Raw genomic sequence first — 19,851 nt, 5'->3', positions numbered from 1 at the left:
CCACCGCCTGTCCCCTCTCACTTCTTCACAATGACCGGGATTTCCCGGGTGTCGGCCTCTTCCTTGACCGGCACCGTGATCTCGAGGATCCCGGCGTCGTAGCGAGCCTCGACGGCGTTGACATCGGCACCGGCAGGCAGCCGGACCGTGCGGGCGAAGGAGCCGTAGAAGAACTCGCTGTGTGCCTTGTCGTGCTTGTCCACCGTCCGCTCCGCGGTGATGGACAGCTGGTCACCGGCGACCGAGATCTTGACGTCCTTGTCCGGGTCGAAGCCCGGCATCTCGGCGCGCAGCACATACGTGCCGTCCTCCAGGTACTCCTCGATCCGCACGGGGTGGTGCTCGGTGAGCCCGGCGAACGGCCATCCCTGCTCGAGGTACCGGAATAGGTCCGGCAACAACGTGGCTCGTGGCATCAAACTCGGCATCGGCACTCCTCTCGTCCAACTTCCCTTGCACCTCAAGCGAATCCGTTGGACAAGAGGGAGCACAGGGCGACTGGTCCCGGGACGCGGGGACTTTCGTCACTGTCCACACTAGATAGCGCGGGCACTCACCGGTCGTCCTCCTCGCGAACCGCGACCGCGTTGGCACGGACGACGCCGGGGACGGCCTCGGCCAGCACGCTGACCACGTGCCGGTCGGTCTCGTCGTCGAAGCGGTCGCCGATGGTGACCACGCCGTCGTGGCACTCGACGTGCCAGCGGCCCGGGCCGCCGTAGATCTCCAGGCGGTGGCGGACCTCGTCCGCCACCGTGGCATCGTCGCGTGCCACGGTCGCCACGATGTCCCGGCGCGTCACGACGCCGACGACCTTCGAGCCCTCCACGATCGGCATGCTGCGCTGGTGCGCGTCGAGCAGGGCCGCCGCCAGCAGCGCCACGTCGGTGCCGGGCCCCATCGCGGTGACCGGTGTGCTCATCACCTCGCCCACGGTGGTCGTCACCGCGCCGGTGGCCGGCTCGTACCCGGGCAGGATGTGCGCCCGGGGGTCCAGCGGGATGCGGTCCCGGAGCAGGTCCGCCTCGGTCACGATGCCGATGAGCCGGTCGTCGTCGTCCACCACGGGCAGGGCGGTGAACCCGTGGGCGGCGAGCAGCCCCGCGGCCTTCTTGATGGTGCAGTCCGGTCGCACGGTGATCACCGGGCTGGTCATGATGTCGCGTGCGCGCATGTCGGTCGTCTCCTTCGATCTGGGGCTTCAGGTGCGAAGCCGGCGCAGGTAGGGGTCGGTGGGTTCGCGGGGCACCAGGCGCACCCGCGCGTCGAGGACCTGGCAGCTGCCGGGCCGCACGACGATGGGGTTCAGGTCGAGCTCGGCCAGCTCGGGGAACGCGTCGGCGAGCGCACTGACCCGCTCGAGGACGTCGACGAGCCCGCCCGTCGGGAGCCCCGCCGGTCCGAACAACGCGGCCGAGGACCGCAGCCCGTGCACCATCCGCTCGGCGTCGACGTCGGACAGCGGCGTGAGCCGGGCGGCTCGGTCGGCGATGAGGTCGGTGTCGGTGCCCCCCAGTCCGAAGAGGACCAGCGGACCGAAGACATCGTCGGCATCCACGCCGACGATGAGCTCGCGGCCTGGTTCGGCCATCGGCTGGAGCAGCACACCCTGCAGCGCGGTGCCGAACCGCTGGGCGAACTCCGCGTAAGCGTTGCGCACTCCAGCCTCGTCGGGGATGCCGAGAACCACGCCGCCGGCCCGTGCCTTGTGCAACACGCCGGCCGCGATCGCCTTGACCGCGACCGGCCCACCGAGCTCACGCAGCGCGGCGGCGGCCCGGTCCGGTGAACGTGCCTCGATTGTGCGAACGGCGGGGATGCCGAAGAGGGCGAGCAGCCGCATGGCGGCGGCCGGGTCGAGCCAGCCGCCCGCGCGGGCCGCGGCGAGGAACTCCCGGACGAGCCGGCGGGCCTCCGTCAGCCGGATGTCTGCGGGCTTGGCAAGCTCGCCCGCCGGCTCGCGTCGCCAGGCCGCATACCGGGCGATCCGGCCGAGTGCCGCCGCGGCGGGGGCCGGGTCCGCGTAGCTGGCGGTCGCCGGCGTGCCGCCGTCGTCCAGACCCGTCACAGAGGCGAGCTGGCCCGGCCGCACGGCCAGGACCGGTTTCGCCGACGTGCGGGCGATGCGCGCGACCGCGGTGATCGGATCGGCGATCGCCGTCGGCACGCCGGCGACGAGCACGGCGTCGATGTCCTCGGCGGCGAGCAGGATCTCGAGGCAGGAGCCGAAGGTCGCCGCGTCGACACCCGCGGTGGTATCGATCGGGTTGGCGAGGCTCGCCTGTGCCGGCAGGATCCGGGCGAGCGACTCACGGGTCGTCTCGGTGAGCGCTGGAAGAACGAGTCCGCTGTGGACGCACGCGTCCGCGGCCAGCACGCCGGAGCCGCCCGCGTTGCTGAGGACGGCGACGCGGTTGCCGGCCGGCAACGGTTGCCAGGACAGTGCGGCCAGCAGATCGGTGACCTCGCTGACGGAGTCCACGGCGATGACGCCGGCCTGCTCGAAGAGCGCATCGCGGGTGACCGCCGGGGTGGCCGCGGCCGCCGTGTGCGACGCGGCCGCGGCCTGCGCGATGTCGCTCTCCGCTGAGCGCACGGCAATGACCGGCCTGGTGCGGGCGAGCCCGCGGGCCAGGCGGCTGAACTTGCGCGGGTTGCCGAACGACTCCAGGTAGAGCACGGCGGCGGCCGTGTTCGGGTCGTGCCGCCACCACAGCAGCATGTCGTTGCCGCTCACGTCGTACTTGTCTCCTGTGGACACTAGCGTGGACAGGCCGAGACCGAGCCCGCCGAGAAGCTCTACCAGCGCGATGCCCACTCCCCCGGACTGGCTGACGACGCCCACGTTCCCGGCTGGGATCGCGCCGCGGATGAACGTGGCGTCCATGCGCACGGCCGGGTCCGTGTTGACCACGCCGACGCAGTTCGGTCCGACCAGCCGCATGCCGTACCGGCGCACGGAGTCCAGCACGCGGGCGCTGAGCTCGGTGCCGCTCAGACCGGCGGAGATCACGACCACCGCGCGGATACCGCGGCGCCCGCACTCCTCGACCGCGTCCGGCACCCCGGCCGCGGGCACGCAGATCACCGCGAGCTCCGGCGGGCCGGGCAGCTCGGCCACCGAGTGCCGGCACGAGATGCCGGCGATCTCGTCGGCGTGGGGGTTGACCGCGGTGAGCGTGCCGGCGAAGCCACCGTCGAGGAGGTTTCGCAGCACGGCGTGCCCGATGCCGCCGGGGCGCCGGCCGGCACCGACGACCACCACGGACGCCGGGCGTAGCAGGGCGGCGAGGCTGGCGACGTCGGCCACCCGATCCCGCTCGTCGACCGCGGCGGCGAACTTCTCGTCCTCGTCCAGAGAGATCTCGACGTGCCGTTCGGGCCCGTCCACGGTCATCCGGTAGGCCATGCCCGCGTCGAGGAAGACCTGGATCATGCGGCGGTTCTCGGCCAGGACGTCGGCCACGAACCGGGTCACCCCGTGGCGGCGGCCGAACGAGGCGAGGTGCTCCAGCAGCAGCGTGCCCAGTCCGCGGGCCTGCACGGAGCCGTCGACCACCAGCGCCACCTCGGCCATGGTCGGGTCGTCGAGCACTTCGTAGTGCGCGACCCCGATGAGCGTGCCGTCGAGGTAGGCACCCAGCGCGGCGTGTTTGCTGTCCGGCGCCCGCGTGATCCGCCCGGAGATGTGGGCGAACACAGCGGTCGAGGTCCCGAAGAATCGGAGGTACCGGTCCTGTTCGGACAGCCGGTGGTGCAGCGCGAGCACGTCCGCCAGGTCGGCCGGCTGCATCGCGCGTACCTGGACGACGCGACCGTTGGTCAGCAGCGCGCGCACCCCGCCGGGAGACATGACCGCGGTCATCGCCGGTTTCTCCTGTCTCGGTCGTCCCACACGAAGCCCAGCCGGTTGCGCACCGCGGTCACGCCCGGAACCGTCCGGACGAGTGGCTCGACGCCGGCGAGGTCGCTGCGCCACTGCACGCGGCCGACCAGAAGCACCACGCCGTCCTCGACCCCGGCCCGGACGACCACGGCGTCCGGGAGGGCGGCCCGCACCACACGCTCGACCTCGTCGCGGATCTCCGCGTCATGGCGCGCGTAGCACCGCAGGAGGTCGCCGCGGGACACCACACCGACGAGCCGTCCGTCCGCGACGACGAAGAGCCGGCGGATCCCGGCCGCACCGAGCAAGCGGGTGGCGGTCTGCAGTGGCATGTCGGGCCGCACGGTGACCGGGCTCGTCATCACCTCGCACGCGGTCAACGCCGCCAGGTCGCCTGGTGCCCGCAGGCCGGCCTGGACGAGGTCGAGCTCGGACACGGCTCCGACCAGGCGGCCCTGCTCGTCGAGGACGGGCACGGCGCCGATCCGGTTTCCGGCGAGGATCGCGGCGATGTCGTGGCACGACGCGCCGGCGGAAACCGAGATCGGCCGGTGGGTCATCCGCGTCTCGACGGTCGGCCCCGCGGTGAGCATCTGTGTCACGGCTGGAACACCACCCGTGCGGTTACCCTGCCGGCGAGCACGTCCTCGATCGCGTCGTTGATCTCGTCGAGCTTCCGGACCTGGACGTCGACCCTCGTCCGGCCGGCGGAGTGGAGGCGGAAGACCTCGGCGAGGTCCTCGCGGGTGCCGACGATCGAGCCGATGACGGAGATGCCGCCGAGCACGGTCTCGAAGATGGGCAGCCGCATCGTGTTCTCCTTGGGCAGCGACACCAGCACCAGCCGGCCACCGCGGCGTAGCGCGGCGTGCGCCTGCTCCAGCACGGTCGGCGAGGCAGCCAGCACGACCGCGACGTCCGCGCCGCCCAGCTGCTTGATCGCGGCGACCGGGTCGGTCTTGGCGGCATCGACCAGGTGGTCCGCGCCGAGGTCGTCGGCGAGGCGCAGTTTGTCCTCGGTGACGTCGACCGCGATGGTCTCGGCGCCGAAGATCCGCGCGTACTGGAGGGCGAGGTGGCCGAGGCCGCCGATGCCGAAGATGGCGGCGCGCTCGGCTGGACGCAGGCCGGACACCTTGACCGCCTTGTACGTGGTGACGCCGGCGCACGTGAGCGGCGCGGCGTCGAGGGAGCTCACGCCGTCCGGCACGGGCACGACGTGGCTGGCGCGGGCGATCGCGTATTCGGCGTGACCACCGTCGGTGCCGTAGCCGGTATTGACCTGCGACTCGCAGAGCGTCTCCCGGCCGCTCACGCAGTACCCGCAGCGACCGCAGGCGTAGCCGAGCCACGGAACGGCGACCCGGTCGCCGACCGCAAGATGCGTGACACCGCCACCGAGCCGCTCCACGACGCCGACGCCCTCGTGCCCGGGAACGAACGGCAGCGGCGGCTTCACCGGCCAGTCACCGCGCGCGGCGTGGATGTCGGTGTGGCACAGCCCGCTCGCCTGGATGCGGACGAGCACCTCGCCGTCGGCGGGCTCCGGCACCGGCCGGTCGACGACCTCCAGCGGCTGGTCGTACGCGGTCACCACTGCTGCTCTCATGACGCCTCCTCGGCACACGCCTGTTCCTGAGCACAAGCATCGGCCGGGGTCGGGCCGCGGATCAGAGGCGGACGCACCCGCTTTGCCTGCCGAAGGCCCGGTGTGGCAGGGACTTTCGACCGTAGTCACGGCCGCGACCAGGGCGGATCGTCAAGGTATGAAGACGGCACACCGCACGCAGCGACATGTCTGGCTGTCGGTGACCGCGGGAGTCGTCGCGACCAGTGCACTGGCGGGCGCGGCCGCCCTGGCGGCCGGTCTGATCGACATGGGCCCGGCCATCACCGTGCGATTCCCGTTCCACAGCGCGGTCTTCGGCGGGTTGGCGCTCGCGATCGTCGTCGCGTTGCCGATGGCGACGGCCGCGTATCTGGCCGGCGTCGGTCACCCGAGCGCGGCCGAGGCGGCGATGGTGGCCGGCGTGCTTCTCATGGGCTGGATCGCCGTCCAGCTCGTGATCATCAAGACGTTCAGCTGGCTGCAGCCGGCGATGGCCCTGGCCGGAGCCGCGGTGTTCCTGTGCGGCTGGCTGGTCCGGAAACCAGAACGGAGTCTGCGATGAGTCACCGCAAGATCAGCAACGTCATGAGTACGGATGTCGCGACGGTGCGCAAGGAGACGCCGTTCAAGGACATCGTCCGGGTTCTGGCGCAGCGTGACGTCAGTGCCGTGCCCGTGATCGACACGGAAGGTCATGTCCTGGGCGTCGTTTCCCAGGCCGACCTGCTCGTGAAGCAGGGCACCCAGGAACCGGACTGGGCCCGGTCACCCATGACCTGGTGGCGCCGCCGCCGCAACGCCCGGCGGGCCGGGGCCACGACCGCCGCCGACCTGATGACGACCCCGGCGATCACCGTCACTGCAAGCGCCACCGTCGTGCACGCCGCACGGGAGCTCACCCGGCACAACGTCAAGCGCCTCCCCGTCGTCGACGACGGCAAGCTGGTCGGAATCGTCAGCCGCAAGGACCTGCTGACCGTGTTCCTGCGCAAGGACGAGGACATCCGCGAGGACATCGTCCACAACGTCTTCGAGTTCGGTCTCGGCATGCCCGTCAGCCCGGCGGTCCTGACCGTGACCGTCCACGACGGAAAGGTGACCCTCGAGGGCCAGATCGAGCAGAAGAGCCAGCTCGACCTCGTGGAGCAGATGACCCGCCACATCGACGGCGTCGTCGACGTGACCATGAAGATGACCTACCGCCGCGATGACACCCATGACGCACGGGTGCCGCCGCCGATGGGCGTCGACATCACCCACGAACCCTGGCGTTGACGCCGCATCGTCGTGCGGCGACTCGCACGACACGGACTTGCCTACATTGGGTAATCACCGATGTCGCGCCGGTACTCCAGTCTTTTGGACCGGGCTCCCCAGGCGTCTACTGGTCTGATGAAGTACGTCCAGGTAATAGAGTTCACGACGGGCCGCATCGATGAGATCAACGAGCTCATGGACCAGTGGCTCGCGAGCACGGACGGTAAGCGCACGGCGGTGCACGCGTTGCAGACCAGCGACCGCGACCGGGACCGCACCTACCTGTCGATAGTCGAGTTCCCCTCCTACGAAAAGGCGATGGAGAACTCCAACCTCCCGGAAACCACCGCGTTCGCCGAGTCGATGGCCAAGCTGTGCGACGGCTCGCCGGTGTTCCGCAACCTCGACGTCCTCCGCGAGGAAACCTTGTAGAAGACGGGAATGTCCGACACAGACAACCACCGCACCGCGTGAAGCGTTCACCCGCAAGCAGCCGAGGCGCCCGGTGCCCACTTCGCCGACGACGCACCTGATCTCCATGCCGCTCGCGGCCTACATGTCGCGGCCCCAGACGAGGTGGTCAGCTTGCTGGCCGGCTGCAAGGCCGCCTTCTTCGACGCTACTACGACACCACCCGCACGATGGTCCAACTAGGACCTATGGAGCCGCCCCGACCGGTTGACGAGCGTCGGCCTGGCCCGCAGGTAGGTGCTCGACTCCCGAGATGAGTTCGAGTCCTGGCTGACCCGCCTTTGCAGGCCACCTCCCGCGACCACACCGGCGCCCAGAGCCGTCGCGGCAGTGTGGCGCCGCCTCGCCGGAGCCGTCACCCTCGAACGCGGGCAAGATGGGGACATGGTCGAGTCGAGCCGGGCTCGCGTGCTCCTGGTGGAGGACGACGGCGAGCTGGTCGAGATGCTCTCCACGTTGCTCGACGAGGAGGGCTACGAGGTGGACGCGGCGCGCGACGGGCAGCGGGCATTGCACCTGGCCTTGACCCGCCGGTATGACGTGCTGGTGGTGGACCGTGGACTGCCGGCCATCGAAGGACTGGACCTGGTGGAGCGCCTGCGGTCCCGGGCAGTCACCACCCCCGTCCTGGTCCTCTCCGCGCTCGCCAAACCTGCCGACCGGGTCGCCGGCCTGGATGCCGGCGCGGAGGACTATCTCGGCAAGCCGTTCGATGTCGACGAGCTCCTCGCCCGGCTGCGGGCGCTGCGCCGCAGGCACTTGGAAGCGGCCGACGTGCTCCCGGTCAACGGCGGTCAGCTGGAGGTGCTGACCCGCCAGGTGCTTCGCGAGGGCGAGGCGCCGGTACGGCTCTCCGAGCGCGAGTGCGCCATGCTGACCGTGCTCGCGAGGAACCCGAAGCGGATGTTCAGCCGCCGCGACCTGCTGGCGCTGGCGTTCACCGAAGACGGCAGCGAGGCCGGCAGTGAGGCCGTGGTCGACACGTACGTCCACTACCTGCGACGCAAGCTCGGCCGCCGGATCGTCGCAACGGTGCACGGTCGCGGATACCAGCTCGGCCGGCCGTGAGCGGCTTCGCCACGGGACCGGCACCCACCGATCGCGACGCCGCACTGCTGGGCCGGGCGACCCGCCGGCTCGGGCTGCAGATCGCCCTGGCTGTCGCATTGATCGTCGTGGTGCTGTCCGGGCTCGCGGTGATCGTCGTGGTCCAGGGACAGCATCGAGCGGCGGTGACCCTGCTCGAGCAGGCGGTCGCGCGGGCGGACGACGTGACCGACCCGCCGGCGGGTGTGTGGTTGGTCGCGCAGGGACCGAAGGGCCGGATCGCCACGCCGGGCCTACCGACCGGGCTTCCCGATGAGGCTTCTCTCACCGCGGTACATCGAACTGGCGCGGCGACCACCGGTGAGTACCTGGCTCACGGCACCGAGTACGCCGTGTACACAGCGCGCCGCGGGTCGATCACCGTGCAGGCCGCGCTCGACCTGACCGCCAACCACGACCAGCGTGATCGCCTCGCGTTCGCCCTGCTCGGCTGCGGTGCGGTGGGTCTGGTGCTCGCCGCTGCGGCCGGGGTGTGGCTCAGCCGCCGTGCCGTCCGTCCGCTGGCGACCGCGCTCGCCATGCAGCGGCGGTTCGTCTCGGACGCGAGCCACGAGCTGCGGACGCCGCTGACCCTGTTGTCCACCCGGGTGCAGATGCTGCGCCGCCACCTCGGCCGTGGTGCGGCGCCCGATGAGGTGGCGCGGGAGGCCGACGGCGTGGTCGACGACGCTCGCCACCTGACCGCGATCCTCGAAGACCTTCTGCGATCGGCCGACCCCGACGACAACAACGACACGACGTTCGACTTCGCCGAGCTCGCGGGGCAGGTGACCGCGGCGTACCGCACGGCCTCGGCGGAAGCGGGCGTCACGCTCACCGTTCACCGCCCCGGCACTGCCGTCGTCGTGCGCGGCTCGCCGACCGCGGCGCACCGCGCCGTGACCGCCTTACTGGACAACGCGATCCGCCACGCCACCTCGGCCGTGACGGTGGCGGTTGCGGCGGACCCGGCCACACGGCACGCAGTTCTCGATGTGACGGACGACGGTGCCGGTATAGACCCGGCCGTCCTGCCACGCATCTTCGATCGCTTCGCCACCACACGCGAGCAGCAGAACACGGCGTCGCGCCGCCGCTACGGCCTCGGGCTGGCCCTGGTCAGCGACATCGCCGCGCGCTTGGGCGGAGACGTCTCCGGCGCGGACGCACCCGGCGGCGGCGCCCGGCTGCGGATGACACTCCCGCTCGAAGACGAGGCACCCGGAGAGCCGCTCCAAGATTTCTCCCAGACTCGGCCACCACCATCGCCGGGGTGACCAGGTGGGGCCGGCGAGGTCCCGCCCGACAGGGAGAGGCCATCACATGCCCGCATTCGTCTTCGGCCTGCCGCTGCACCCGCTCGTCGTGCACGCCGTCGTAGTACTCGTCCCGCTCGCCCTGCTCACCGGCATCGCCATCGCCGTGTGGCCGGCGGCCCGGCGACGGTACGGCTGGCCGGTGGTCTTTCTCGCGGTGCTCGCGACGCTCTCCATCCCGGTCGCCACGAGCTCCGGTGAGGAGCTGCGCGACCGCCTGCCGGAGAACGCACTGATCCACACGCACGCCGAGCTCGGCGACCAGCTCCTCGCGTTCGTCGCCCCGATGACGATCGCGCTCGCCGCCCTCGTGCTGCTCGATCGCTTCCGCACCGCGCGCGCCGACGGCCCGGGTACGACGATCGCGCCCGCGGCGCGCTGGACGCGGCCGGCCGCAGTGGCGCTGGCCGCGGTGGCGGTCGCACTGGCCGCCGTCTCTGCCGTGCAGGTCGTGCGCATCGGCGACTCCGGTGCCCGCGCGGTATGGCACAACACAAAATACGTCGCACCCACCCACCACGGCGACGACGACTGAGTGTGGCGACCAAGCCGGTGCTTGGCGATGGCTTGGCGATGGCTTTGCGATGGCGTTGCGCCGGCTCGACGGCGTCGGTCAGCCACCGAGATCGGTCGTCGTGCCGTACACGCTTGCCACGACGGCGTATCCGGCTCCGATGGAGTACTTGATGTGGTTCCTCAGGATCGAGATGTCCTGGCTGGTCGCCGTGGACCCCTTGATCAGTTTGTAGTGGTAGTGGCCGCCGAGGCGGGTTCGCAGGACACCGTCGACATTCTGGAGTCGGGTCCCCACGTGGGGAATTTTGTGGGAAGTTCGCGTGCGAGCGTCGACTGCGAGGGATGCTGGCCGTGCAAGGTCAATGCCAGGCGGGTGGCGGCCGGCCCGCAGTACCAACCGTTCTCCTGGGTCTGGAAGTCGTACCCGTGCAGGTACAGCGTTACCGGATCCCCACCACCTGGCGGCGGTGGCACGGTGGCGGCCCGTGCCGGGGCGAGCAGGAGCGTGAGTCCGAAAGCGACGGTGGGGATTCCTGTTAGGAGCTTGTGGCTGGTTCGCAGGTGCCTTCCTCGTGTCCGGGAGCGACAACCTTCCCGGACCGACCCAGCGGTGAAATGTGTTTGCCTTGTGCGGTAGACACGCAGGTCAAGCGCGTGTGCGCGGCCTGGCGACGGCCTGGGTCACCACCGCACCGCGTGCGTGCGGCCGTCCGCGGTTCGTGCGTTGCCGACGATCACGCCCTTGTCGTTGATGTCGTTGACGTTGCTCCCGGTGCCGCCGGGCAGGTTGCCCAGCGCGCTCACCTTGCCCGCGGCGTTCCAGCGCACCGCCTGCTGGCCGGTGATGAAGTCGCCGGCCGTGCCGGCGACGATGCCCTGACCGTTGATCTCGTTCGCGGCGCCGGTGAAGTAGCCGGGCAGCGTGGGAAGCTCGGTCAGCTCGCCGGCCGCGTTCCACCGGACCGGGCGATCCTGCGAGTCCCCGACCACGACGCCGAGGTCGTTGATGGCGAGCGCGTTGCTGTCCCCGAACCCGTCGATCGTGCCGAGGTCAGTGGGGACGCCCGAGCTGCTCCACCGCACGGCGTGGTACGTGCCGTCCATGAACTGCGCCTGGCCGATGACCTCGCCTTGCTCGTTGATGTCCATGGGGTAGGTGTCGCCGCCGCCACCCGGGGCAACGAGTTCGGTGATATTCCCGTCCGCGTCCCACAGCGCGCTGTGCTGCTCGAAGCTCGCCGTCAATGCGAGTCCGACGACCATGCCCTGCTCGTTGACCGCGAGAGCTTCCGAGACCGTGCCGCCGGGCAGTGTGCCGAGGTCCGTGGGGACACCGCCCGGGTTCCACCGGACGGCGTGGGTGTCCCCGCTCGCCGCGTGGGAAGACCCGACCACCGTGCCGGCGTCGTTGAGGTCGGCCGGTTCGCTGCCCCAGCCGCCCGGCAGCGCCAGCAGGTCGGTGCGAACACCGCTCCGGTCCCACAGCGCCCCATGCACACCCACACTCGCGTCCTGCGTGTAGCCCGCGACGGTGTCCGACTCGTTGACATCGACGGTGGTGCCGAACTGAGTGCCGGCGGGCGTCGCCAGTGCGTCGATCACCCCGCCGCTGGTCCACCGGACCGGCCGAGCAGTGCCGTCGGCCGCCACAGCCATACCGGCGATCGTCCCCGCCTCGTTGATCGCGACGGTCGCGGCACCGGTGCCACCGGGCAAGGTCCCGAGGTCGACGGCCACCCGCCCGCCCTGAGCCGACGCCGCAGTGGCGCCCACAGCGACGCCCCCGGCGGCGAACAGGGTGACAAACACGGTGACGAACACGGATCGAACAGCGGCTGCACACACCGGTGCACGGCGCGAACGCCTCATGACTTCCCCCAGTTGCGCCGAGATCACCCGCGGACGCGGGTCGGTGGCGAGCATAACGGGTTCGTTCGTGCCAGGAATCGGCCAACCGCCGGAAGCCGAATGGTCGCTCGGGCGGTCCGACCGGTCATTTGGAAACGACGAGGAACATCATGGCGCGGGCTGCGTTAAGTGCCAGGAAGTTTGCCCCCGCCATGATCACAGCGGGCAGAACGCCTCGGATGAGGACGACTGTCCGCGACCGGGAGTCAGCGGCTCCCACATTGCTTCTGATCGAGTAGATGAGCACGCCCAGCGAACGCACCCAACACAGGCCGATCATCATCAGGGTCACCATGGTGGCGGCGCTGCCGACGATGCTGATGCATTCCATGAACGGCTGATCGTGGTCAGCGCGGTGCTGTACCAGGTCGATGCCGAACGGGACGACCAACCGCAGGCCGAGCAGGGTACCCACGATGGCGCCGATCGCGGCGAAGTTCCCCACTGAGGCGGCGAATGCCCGTACCAGGGTGGTGTCGCGGGGGAACATGAAGCAATAAGCCATCGACATCAGCGTCGACATGGCCAGGAAGGTGAACGTGGCGGCCAGCGCACCCGCGATGTACGACCACGTGCCCGTAAGCAGGTTCGGGTTGATCACGTACCGGCCGCCGCCGCCTATGCTCACCGCGAACACGAACAAGACGGCACCGCCGATGAGTATCGGCTTGGGCTCCGCGCCGGCCATGCGCAGTACCCGGTCGTGGAGATCCTCGGATTCCTGCGCGACTGGCGCCTCCGACGTACGGCTCGCGACGGTTTCGCGTCGTGGGGCACGCCCCTTCTTGCCAGCACCTGCCATGTGCGCGACTCCCGCTTGGGTGATTCCGGTCGCCGCAGGATTCGCATCCCATCGACGACGCGCCGGTTTGCCGACGAAGCGCCCGGCAGGCTACCGCAGTCACCTCGGCAATTGGTCGTTGAGCCTGGTGATCTGCTCCGTGTCCAGTACTCTTCCGGCCGCGTCGTTGAATGCCGCACTGCCCACATGCCTGCGAAGCGAGACAAGTAGCGCCCTGTTGTAGTGCACATGTGGCAAGTCGTGTGTGAGCCGAAGCAGGAGAGCGCGGGCGTTGAAGCCGACGGCGTCGCCGAGTCGCTTGCGTGCCATGGCGAGCAAGCCTAGCCCGGTCAGTGTCGTCGCGACGCCGGCTTGATCGCGCAGCCGTTCTTTGATCGCCAGCGACTGCTGGTACAGACGTTCGGCCTCCGGGTAGTCCTCGCGTGTCATGGCCAGCAGGCCCAGTTGGCCGTAGTTGGCGGCGATGCCGGCTTGATCTCCCATCCTCAGGTCGATTTCGAGGGAACTCCGGTAGAGGTCTTCCGCTTCCGCGTACTTCCCGAGATCGTGCGCGAGCACGCCCTCCTGGTGGTAGAAGGTTGCCAGCTGGGCCGGATTGTTTACGTTCTCTGCGATCTTCCGGGCTTGACGGTAGCGGCGCTCGGCCTCCTGATGGTCGCCTCGATCGTGGGCGAGCATGCCGAGTTGCCCGATGGTGGCCGACATCTCATATCGGTTGCCCAGCTGTTCACTTATCTCGAGCGCCTGGTGATAGCGGCGTTCTGCCTCGTCGTAGTCGCCTCGAGACTCAGCCAGGTTTCCGAACTCGTGATAGACCGCCGCGGTCATTCCGGACATCGCGTTCGACTGCTCGCTGATCTCCAGGGCGCGCCGGTAGTGGTGTTCGGCGTCGGCGTAGTTTCCCCGGTCCTTGGCCAGCTTGCCGAGCTGGTAGGAGCAGGTTGCCATGCCGGCGGCGACATTCAGTCGTTTGCTGATCTCCAGCGCTTGCTGGTAGCAGCGCTCGGCTTCCGAGTAGTCTCCCCAACCCTGGGCGAGAACACCGAGACGTTGGGTCATGGCGAGCTGCTGAGGTGAGTCTAGTTCCACCCAGCGCAGGGTGTCGCGGGTGAGCTCGAACGCATGGTCGGGCGCGCCCATACCGTCGAGCACCAAGAGCGCGGCTTCTGTTATCACAAACCCTTCAGCGCGATCGCCCGCGGCGAGCAGATGGTGTCGGGCTTCGAGGAGATCGTGGACGACGGCAGCATTTTCCAGCTTCAGGGTTTTGACGCGCCGCCGCCAGTACTGCGCCGCTTGGCGGTGGGCCGCGGCGAGGTCGTCGGCATGGTGGTCGGCCGTCCACCGGCGGGCGAGCTCTGTTGCGGTCCAGCGGTGGACGAACGCTCTGCCGCCGTCGAGCGTGACGAGGCTGCTGGCCTCGAGGAGGGTCAGGTCCGTCGAGAGGTCTGTCGATATCTCTATGGGTTCGCGGTAGACCGACAGCTCCACGAGGTGGCGCTCGACGTCGGCCGGCAGAGTCGCGAGAAGTTGATCGAGAAGGACTTCGTTGGCTGCCAGGGTGATCGACTGGGCGAGCGCGGCGTCGAGCGTGGGGGTGGCGGCGAGGGCGGTGGTATCGACGGCACGCGCGAGGCGTTCGGTGACGTCGTGGAAACGGGCCCGGCCGCCGGTGAGGAGAGCGTCGAGGTATTCCAGGGTGCGAGGGTGGCCGCCGACGAGGCGCCAGACCCGCTCGATGTCGGTCGGTTCGAGAGCGTCGAGGGCGGGAAGCGACCAGATGAGTTTGAGAGTCTCGGCCAGCGACAGGGGGCCGACCGGGCGGAGGGTCAGTCCGGGAACGCCGACCGGGTGGCGGGACGTGATCAGCAGGCGACTGCGGCCCGGATCACGGGACCAGGCCGCCAGAAGGCCGGCCAGGGCGGCATCGCGGATCTGGTTGCCGGTGTGGTTGTCGGTGAGGTTGTCAGTGAGGTTGTCAGTGAGGTTGTCGGTGAGGTTGTCGGTGAGGTTGTCGGTGAGGTTGTCGTCGAAGTTGTCGAGGACGAGGAGCAGGGGCAGATTGTCGAGGACGTCCTCGCGGAGAGCGTCGAACCGATCTTGCCAGCGTTCGTCCAGCCGGCTGACGAACTCCGCGGCCGCGGGCAGGCCGGCCCGGCGGAGCGTGACGGCGACCTTGGTGAACACGGCGTCGACCGAAAGTTCGCCGTTGAGGACGATGGCGCGGCGGGCTGGTTCGCGGGACTGGATCCGGCGGACGAGCTGGGCGGCGAGCGTGGTCTTGCCGACGCCGCCGATGCCGTACAGGAGGACACCGCTGGTGGCGGTGCCGAGGAGCAGGGTGGGCAGCTCGCGTTGTTCGCGGCGGCGGCCGACGAACTCGCCCACACCACGGTCCAGCAGGCCGCGCAGCGACTGACGCGCAGGCGGCGGCAGCGTCTCGGACGCGGCGGGATCGAACAGGATGGCGGCGCCGCCGGTGTGGACGGTGATGACACTCCACTCGTCGCGGTCGGCCAGCGGATCCTTGGCCGACTCCAGCTCTCGCTGCACGATCCGGCGGGCCTCAGCGACCGCGGCGAGCACGTCGGGCTGGGCCGAGGAGGCCAACTCGTTGTAGACGCGGGCGAACAAGCGGGTGCCGTAGCGGTCGGAAACCGATGCCTCGGCGCCGATGACCACGCTGGCGCCGCATCGAAGGAGGGCCGCCGAGAAGGACGGGGACTCGTGCGCGTGGCACGCCGAGAGAGCGACGACCGGTGGCATGGCGCCGGGTGGGATGGCCTCCTCGACGAACACTTCGGCGGTGACCGGTCTGCCGGCGCCGTCGTCATCCTCAAGCAGGAGTTCCCCCGGCCGGCCGTGCCCGGACATGTGCAGGACGTGGGCCGGGCCGGCGGCGAGCTCGGCGCGAATGGCAGAGGTGGTCGCGAACGGCACGAGGCGGACCTGGGCCTCGCCTTGACGGGCGCCGCGCACGGCCGCCAGCACGTTGCGTAGCTCGCGCTCGAAGTCCAGCACCGGGGAAGCGTCGTCGGGCGAGGCGATGGCCACGACGAGGCGTAACGGGCCGCGAATCGGGCGCGGCTGCGGCGCGGGTGCCCTGCGATACACGACAACCAGCCGCGACAGTGCCAGCGGCCGACCGTCCACCGGGTTCGGCAACGCCTCCCAGGGCAGCATCGCGAAGTCCGCGGCGTCCAATCCGAGCCGCACCACCGTGTCCGCCGCGTCGGCCCGGCGCAACACGTCGGCCAGCGCACCGGACAGCGGCTCGGGCAGGAAGGACTCGGCCAGCAGCCGGCCGGCGCGGCGTGGCTGTCGCTCCCGCACGGCGGAGCGCAAGCCGAACCCAACGCCGCCATGTTCGGCGATGAGGTCGATACCGGGGCCGCGGAGACGAACCGTCGACGTCGACACCTCCAGCACCAGGTCGACGATCGGTCCGAGCGGGCGGCCACCGACCGCCACGTCGACCAACCCGGCCAGGAGCGGCTGCAGGTCCTCGACCCTGGCCACCCACACGGAGTCGCGCAACCAACCGTCGGCGCTGTTGTACCGGCCGGAGACCACGCCGACCACCACGTCATCGCCCAGCCGGCGGACCGGGGCACCGCTCATCCCGAGCAGGACGTCCGTGCTGGAAAGGCGACCCAGCGGCACGCCGTCCCGGGTGGTGCCGCCCGACCACGAACCCGGGGCATCCAGATGACTGTAGCCTCGACCGGAATCGTCGACCTCGCATGCGCCCGTGACGACGACGGAAGACGTCAGCCTCTCGGCGTCGGTGACGGACAAGCCCGTGACGCTGGCCGCGAACGGCCGCTCCACGCGCAGGACGGCGAGGTCGTGCACGGGGTCGGCCCGAAGCACCCGAGCGGACGCGATCTCGTCCCCGAAGTTGTCCACCAGGACGTCCCCGGACAGGACATGCTGCGCCGTGACCAGGATGCTGGGTGCGACTTGAAAGCAGGTGCCGGCGACCACGCCGTCCGCGGTACGGACCCGACCCAGGTAGGCAGGCGGCGTCACGGTTGGCCCGGCGGGGAGGCCTCGTAGATCAGTTTGACCTTCAACGAGGCGTTGGCCTCGCCGCTGGCGACGACGACGTTGCCTTTGGCGGCGAACCCGATACCGAACTCGACCTCCAGCCGGGACGGATGTGCCGCGTCGGACGCGGCGAGCTTGCGCACGGCCTCGACGGTCCGGGCAGCCATGCTGACGATCACGTCCGGGACGCTGTCGAAGGCCGCCCGCACCCGCTCACCGGCGTCACCGCGCCGCGAGGTCGGTTCGCTGCCGGCAACCGGGACAGTCTCGACCAGGACCTCGACACCGTCGATCTCCACCGGTACCAGATGACCCGCCACCCGTGCGACTGTAGTCGCTCGGCGTCAGCGGCCGACATGGTCGTCGCCAACGGGCACGACAGTCCACACAGGATTGTCTGGGTACCGGTCTCGAGCCGTCCTCCGCCGACGGCCGGCAGCAGGAGGGCGATCTCGAGCGGAGTCCGGTGCACCGGCACCGCGATCGCGAAGGTCACCAGCGCGCCCGGACTTTCGTTCCCATTCCCCGTGCCGCTTCTGGGAATTTCGTGTCCGTTGCACCGCTGGGGCGTGATCCGATTTGCATCCGTAACCCCCTGCCCATCACGAAGGACCCATCTGTGAACAGACGTCTGTCAGGCGTGCTCGCGGGCGCCGCACTCGCCGCTGTGTTCGTCACCGTGCCACCGTCCTCGGCCGTCGCGGACCAGGCACGACAGGACGCGCCGCCACCGGCCGCGCACCGCGTGGACAGCCTGCCCGGCCCGCTGACCAAGCAGCGCAACGACATGCGCAAGCAGGCGATCGAGAAGGTCGCCAAGGGCCGGACCAAGGCCAACTCCCGCGGCGTGGTCGAGCTCGCCCCGGGCAAGTTCGTCGAGACGACCACCGCGCGCCAGGACAAGATCTTCACCATCCTGGCCGAGTTCGGCGACCAGAGCTCCGGCCGCTACGGCACCGTGCCCGGCCCGCTGCACAACGAGATCCCGCAGCCGGACCGCTCGGCCGACAACTCCACCGCGTGGGCGCCGAACTTCGACACCGCGCACTACGAGGAGCACTTCAACGGCTCCGGCGAGTCGATGCGCACCTTCTACGAGGCCCTGTCCAACGGCCGCTACTCGGTGACCAACACCGTCTCCGACTGGGTCAAGGTGCCCTACAACGCCTCCTGGTACGGCGACAACGCCCGCGAGAACGACGGCGGCGCCTGGGACTTCATCGCCGACTCCGGCAACGCCTGGTGGAACGCGCAGCTCGCCGCCGGCAAGACCCCGGCCGAGATCGACGCCTACCTCGCGCAGTTCGACGTGTGGGACCGCAACGACTACGACCACGACGGCAACTTCGACGAGCCCGACGGCTACATCGACCACTTCCAGGCCGTGCACGCCGGTGCGGGCGAGGACGCGGGCGGCGGTGCGCAGGGCGAGGACGCGATCTGGTCGCACCGCTGGTACGTCAACGGCGACGACTACGGCCTGACCGGCCCGCAGGTGGGCGACGCGGACAACAAGGCCGGTGGCACACGGATCGGCGAGTCGAAGTACTGGCTCGGCGACTACACCACCGAGCCGGAGAACGGCGGGCTCGGCGTGTTCTGCCACGAGTTCGGCCACGACCTTGGCCTGCCGGACTACTACGACACCAACGCCGGCGAGAACTCCACCGCGTTCTGGACGCTGATGAGCTCCGGCTCCTGGCTGGGCCACGGCGCGGCCGCGAACGAGGGCATCGGCACCCGCCCCGGCCTGATGGGCGCGGAGGAGAAGCTGTTCCTCGGCTGGCTCGACCACAGCACCGTGCCGCTCGGCTCATCCGGCGACTTCACCCTCAACCCGGCGCAGCTGCAGGTGTCCGACAAGGACCAGGCGGTGCGGGTCAACCTGCCGGACGTCACGAAGAGCACGACCTACACGACGCCGACCTCCGGTAGCCACGCGTGGTGGACCGGTACCGCCGACGACCTCAACGAGTCGCTCACCCGGTCGATCCCGGCCGCCTCGCGCGTCACGGTCAGCGCGAACGCCTGGCACGTCATCGAGGCCGACTTCGACTTCCTGGTCGGCGAGTACTCCCTCGACGGCGGCCTGAACTGGCAGCGAGCCGGCGCACTGATCGACGGCGACTCCAGCGGCAAGTGGACGGCGCTGAAGTTCTCCTACCCCGCCGACGGCAAGGCCTCGCAGTTCCGGTTCCGCTACCAGACCGACGGCGGCGTGCACCTGGCCGGCGCGTTCCTCGACGACATCGCCGTGAAGACCGGCAACACCACCGCGTTCAGCGACGACGTCGAGAACGGCACCAACGGGTGGACCGCGACCGGCTCGTGGAAGATCTCCACCGGTACCGAGACCGGCACCTTCCAGCGCTACTACCTGGTGGAGAACCGGGAGTACGTCGGCTCCGACGCGCTGCTCGCCGAAGGCCCCTACCAGTTCAGCAAGGGCCTCACGGCGCCGAACTGGGTGGAGTACTTCAAGTTCCAGAACGGCATGCTCGTCTGGTACGTCGACCACTCCTACGGCGACAACAACACCAGCACCCACCCCGGCGGCGGCCTGTCGCTGGTCGTCGACGCCCGGCCGGCGCCGTTCACCTACCCCGACGGCACCTACCCGAGCAACCGCCGCCAGCCGTTCGACGCCACCTTCGGCCTCGAAGCCACCGACGACACCTGCCTGCACCGGGAGGTGCTGTCGGGCAAGGGCCAGCAGCAGACGGTCGTCACGCAGGCCGCGTGCGCGCCGTCCAGCCAGGGGATTCCGGTGTTCGACGACACCGATCCCGACGCCTACTACAGCACCGCGAACCCGCAGAACAGCGTCAAGGTCGCCGGCCACGGCGTGCGGGTCACGGTCACCGGTGACGCCGGGGACGACCTGACCATCTCGGTGGCCAACCCCGCGTGACACCTGCCCGACCGGGCCGGTGTGACGGAAACCGGCCTT

17 protein-coding genes are annotated in these 19,851 nt (G+C 70.0%); 7 read left to right on the top strand and 10 right to left on the bottom strand.

Features of this window, described 5'->3' with window-relative positions:
* Nucleotides 1-17: 17 nt before the first annotated feature.
* The 5 genes from VH969_RS23345 to adhP all read right to left on the bottom strand — a co-directional run bounded on the left by VH969_RS23345 (nucleotide 18) and on the right by adhP (nucleotide 5,495).
* Nucleotides 18-428 carry an Hsp20/alpha crystallin family protein gene (locus tag VH969_RS23345; protein WP_331977707.1) on the bottom strand — a complete coding sequence of 137 codons (411 nt, stop codon included), beginning with the start codon at nucleotides 426-428 and terminating at the stop codon, nucleotides 18-20.
* 125 nt (nucleotides 429-553) lie between these two features.
* Nucleotides 554-1,174 carry a CBS domain-containing protein gene (locus VH969_RS23340; RefSeq protein WP_331977705.1) on the bottom strand — a complete coding sequence of 207 codons (621 nt, stop codon included), beginning with the start codon at nucleotides 1,172-1,174 and terminating at the stop codon, nucleotides 554-556.
* Between the two features lie 27 nt (nucleotides 1,175-1,201).
* Nucleotides 1,202-3,865, bottom strand: coding sequence for a bifunctional acetate--CoA ligase family protein/GNAT family N-acetyltransferase (locus tag VH969_RS23335; RefSeq protein WP_331977703.1), 2,664 nt, complete (start codon nucleotides 3,863-3,865; stop codon nucleotides 1,202-1,204).
* On the bottom strand, nucleotides 3,862-4,479 hold the full coding sequence (locus VH969_RS23330) for a CBS domain-containing protein (protein WP_331977886.1): 618 nt from the start codon (nucleotides 4,477-4,479) through the stop codon (nucleotides 3,862-3,864). The genes VH969_RS23335 and VH969_RS23330 overlap by 4 nt, the downstream gene beginning before the upstream one ends.
* 5 nt (nucleotides 4,480-4,484) lie before the next feature.
* The gene (adhP, locus tag VH969_RS23325) at nucleotides 4,485-5,495 is read right to left on the bottom strand and encodes an alcohol dehydrogenase AdhP (RefSeq protein WP_331977701.1); all 1,011 of its coding nucleotides are present in this window, start codon (nucleotides 5,493-5,495) and stop codon (nucleotides 4,485-4,487) included.
* Between the two features lie 157 nt (nucleotides 5,496-5,652).
* On the opposite strand from adhP, the gene VH969_RS23320 reads away from it, so the two are divergent.
* The 6 genes from VH969_RS23320 (at nucleotide 5,653) to VH969_RS23295 (ending at nucleotide 10,160) form a co-directional block, all read left to right on the top strand.
* Nucleotides 5,653-6,057 (top strand): hypothetical protein, encoded by a 405-nt coding sequence (locus VH969_RS23320; RefSeq protein ID WP_331977699.1) that lies wholly within the window; start codon nucleotides 5,653-5,655, stop codon nucleotides 6,055-6,057.
* Nucleotides 6,054-6,770, top strand: a complete 717-nt coding sequence (locus tag VH969_RS23315) for a CBS domain-containing protein (RefSeq protein WP_331977697.1) — start codon at nucleotides 6,054-6,056, stop codon at nucleotides 6,768-6,770. Before VH969_RS23320 ends, VH969_RS23315 begins: the two co-directional genes overlap by 4 nt.
* A 117-nt stretch (nucleotides 6,771-6,887) precedes the next feature.
* Nucleotides 6,888-7,184 carry a hypothetical protein gene (locus tag VH969_RS23310; protein WP_331977695.1) on the top strand — a complete coding sequence of 99 codons (297 nt, stop codon included), beginning with the start codon at nucleotides 6,888-6,890 and terminating at the stop codon, nucleotides 7,182-7,184.
* Nucleotides 7,185-7,607: 423 nt separating this feature from the next.
* Complete coding sequence (locus tag VH969_RS23305) at nucleotides 7,608-8,291, top strand: response regulator transcription factor (protein ID WP_331977693.1); 684 nt, start codon at nucleotides 7,608-7,610, stop codon at nucleotides 8,289-8,291.
* Entirely contained in the window at nucleotides 8,288-9,586 is a 1,299-nt protein-coding gene (locus tag VH969_RS23300; RefSeq protein WP_331977691.1) for a sensor histidine kinase, read from the top strand. Before VH969_RS23305 ends, VH969_RS23300 begins: the two co-directional genes overlap by 4 nt.
* Before the next feature lie 46 nt (nucleotides 9,587-9,632).
* Nucleotides 9,633-10,160, top strand: coding sequence for a DUF2231 domain-containing protein (locus VH969_RS23295; protein WP_331977689.1), 528 nt, complete (start codon nucleotides 9,633-9,635; stop codon nucleotides 10,158-10,160).
* 78 nt (nucleotides 10,161-10,238) lie between these two features.
* On the opposite strand, the gene VH969_RS23290 is transcribed toward VH969_RS23295, so the two are convergent.
* The 5 genes from VH969_RS23290 to VH969_RS23270 all read right to left on the bottom strand — a co-directional run bounded on the left by VH969_RS23290 (nucleotide 10,239) and on the right by VH969_RS23270 (nucleotide 17,221).
* A complete protein-coding gene (locus VH969_RS23290) occupies nucleotides 10,239-10,436 on the bottom strand; it encodes a hypothetical protein (protein ID WP_331977687.1) in 198 nt (65 codons plus the stop codon).
* A 386-nt stretch (nucleotides 10,437-10,822) separates the two neighbouring features.
* The gene (locus tag VH969_RS23285) at nucleotides 10,823-11,914 is read right to left on the bottom strand and encodes a hypothetical protein (protein WP_331977685.1); all 1,092 of its coding nucleotides are present in this window, start codon (nucleotides 11,912-11,914) and stop codon (nucleotides 10,823-10,825) included.
* Between the two features lie 220 nt (nucleotides 11,915-12,134).
* Nucleotides 12,135-12,851 carry a hypothetical protein gene (locus VH969_RS23280; RefSeq protein ID WP_331977683.1) on the bottom strand — a complete coding sequence of 239 codons (717 nt, stop codon included), beginning with the start codon at nucleotides 12,849-12,851 and terminating at the stop codon, nucleotides 12,135-12,137.
* 99 nt (nucleotides 12,852-12,950) lie between these two features.
* Nucleotides 12,951-16,838, bottom strand: coding sequence for a tetratricopeptide repeat protein (locus VH969_RS23275; protein ID WP_331977681.1), 3,888 nt, complete (start codon nucleotides 16,836-16,838; stop codon nucleotides 12,951-12,953).
* A gap of 41 nt (nucleotides 16,839-16,879) precedes the next feature.
* Nucleotides 16,880-17,221 (bottom strand): CU044_2847 family protein, encoded by a 342-nt coding sequence (locus VH969_RS23270; protein WP_331977679.1) that lies wholly within the window; start codon nucleotides 17,219-17,221, stop codon nucleotides 16,880-16,882.
* 299 nt (nucleotides 17,222-17,520) lie between these two features.
* Here VH969_RS23270 and VH969_RS23265 point away from each other — a divergent pair, with 299 nt between their 5' ends.
* Nucleotides 17,521-19,812 (top strand): immune inhibitor A domain-containing protein, encoded by a 2,292-nt coding sequence (locus VH969_RS23265; protein WP_331977676.1) that lies wholly within the window; start codon nucleotides 17,521-17,523, stop codon nucleotides 19,810-19,812.
* Nucleotides 19,813-19,851: the final 39 nt, after the last annotated feature.

It is taken from the genome of Actinophytocola sp. (genome assembly GCF_036555685.1).
GTDB lineage: Bacteria > Actinomycetota > Actinomycetes > Mycobacteriales > Pseudonocardiaceae > Actinophytocola.
This window is presented reverse-complemented; position numbering and strand designations above follow the sequence as displayed.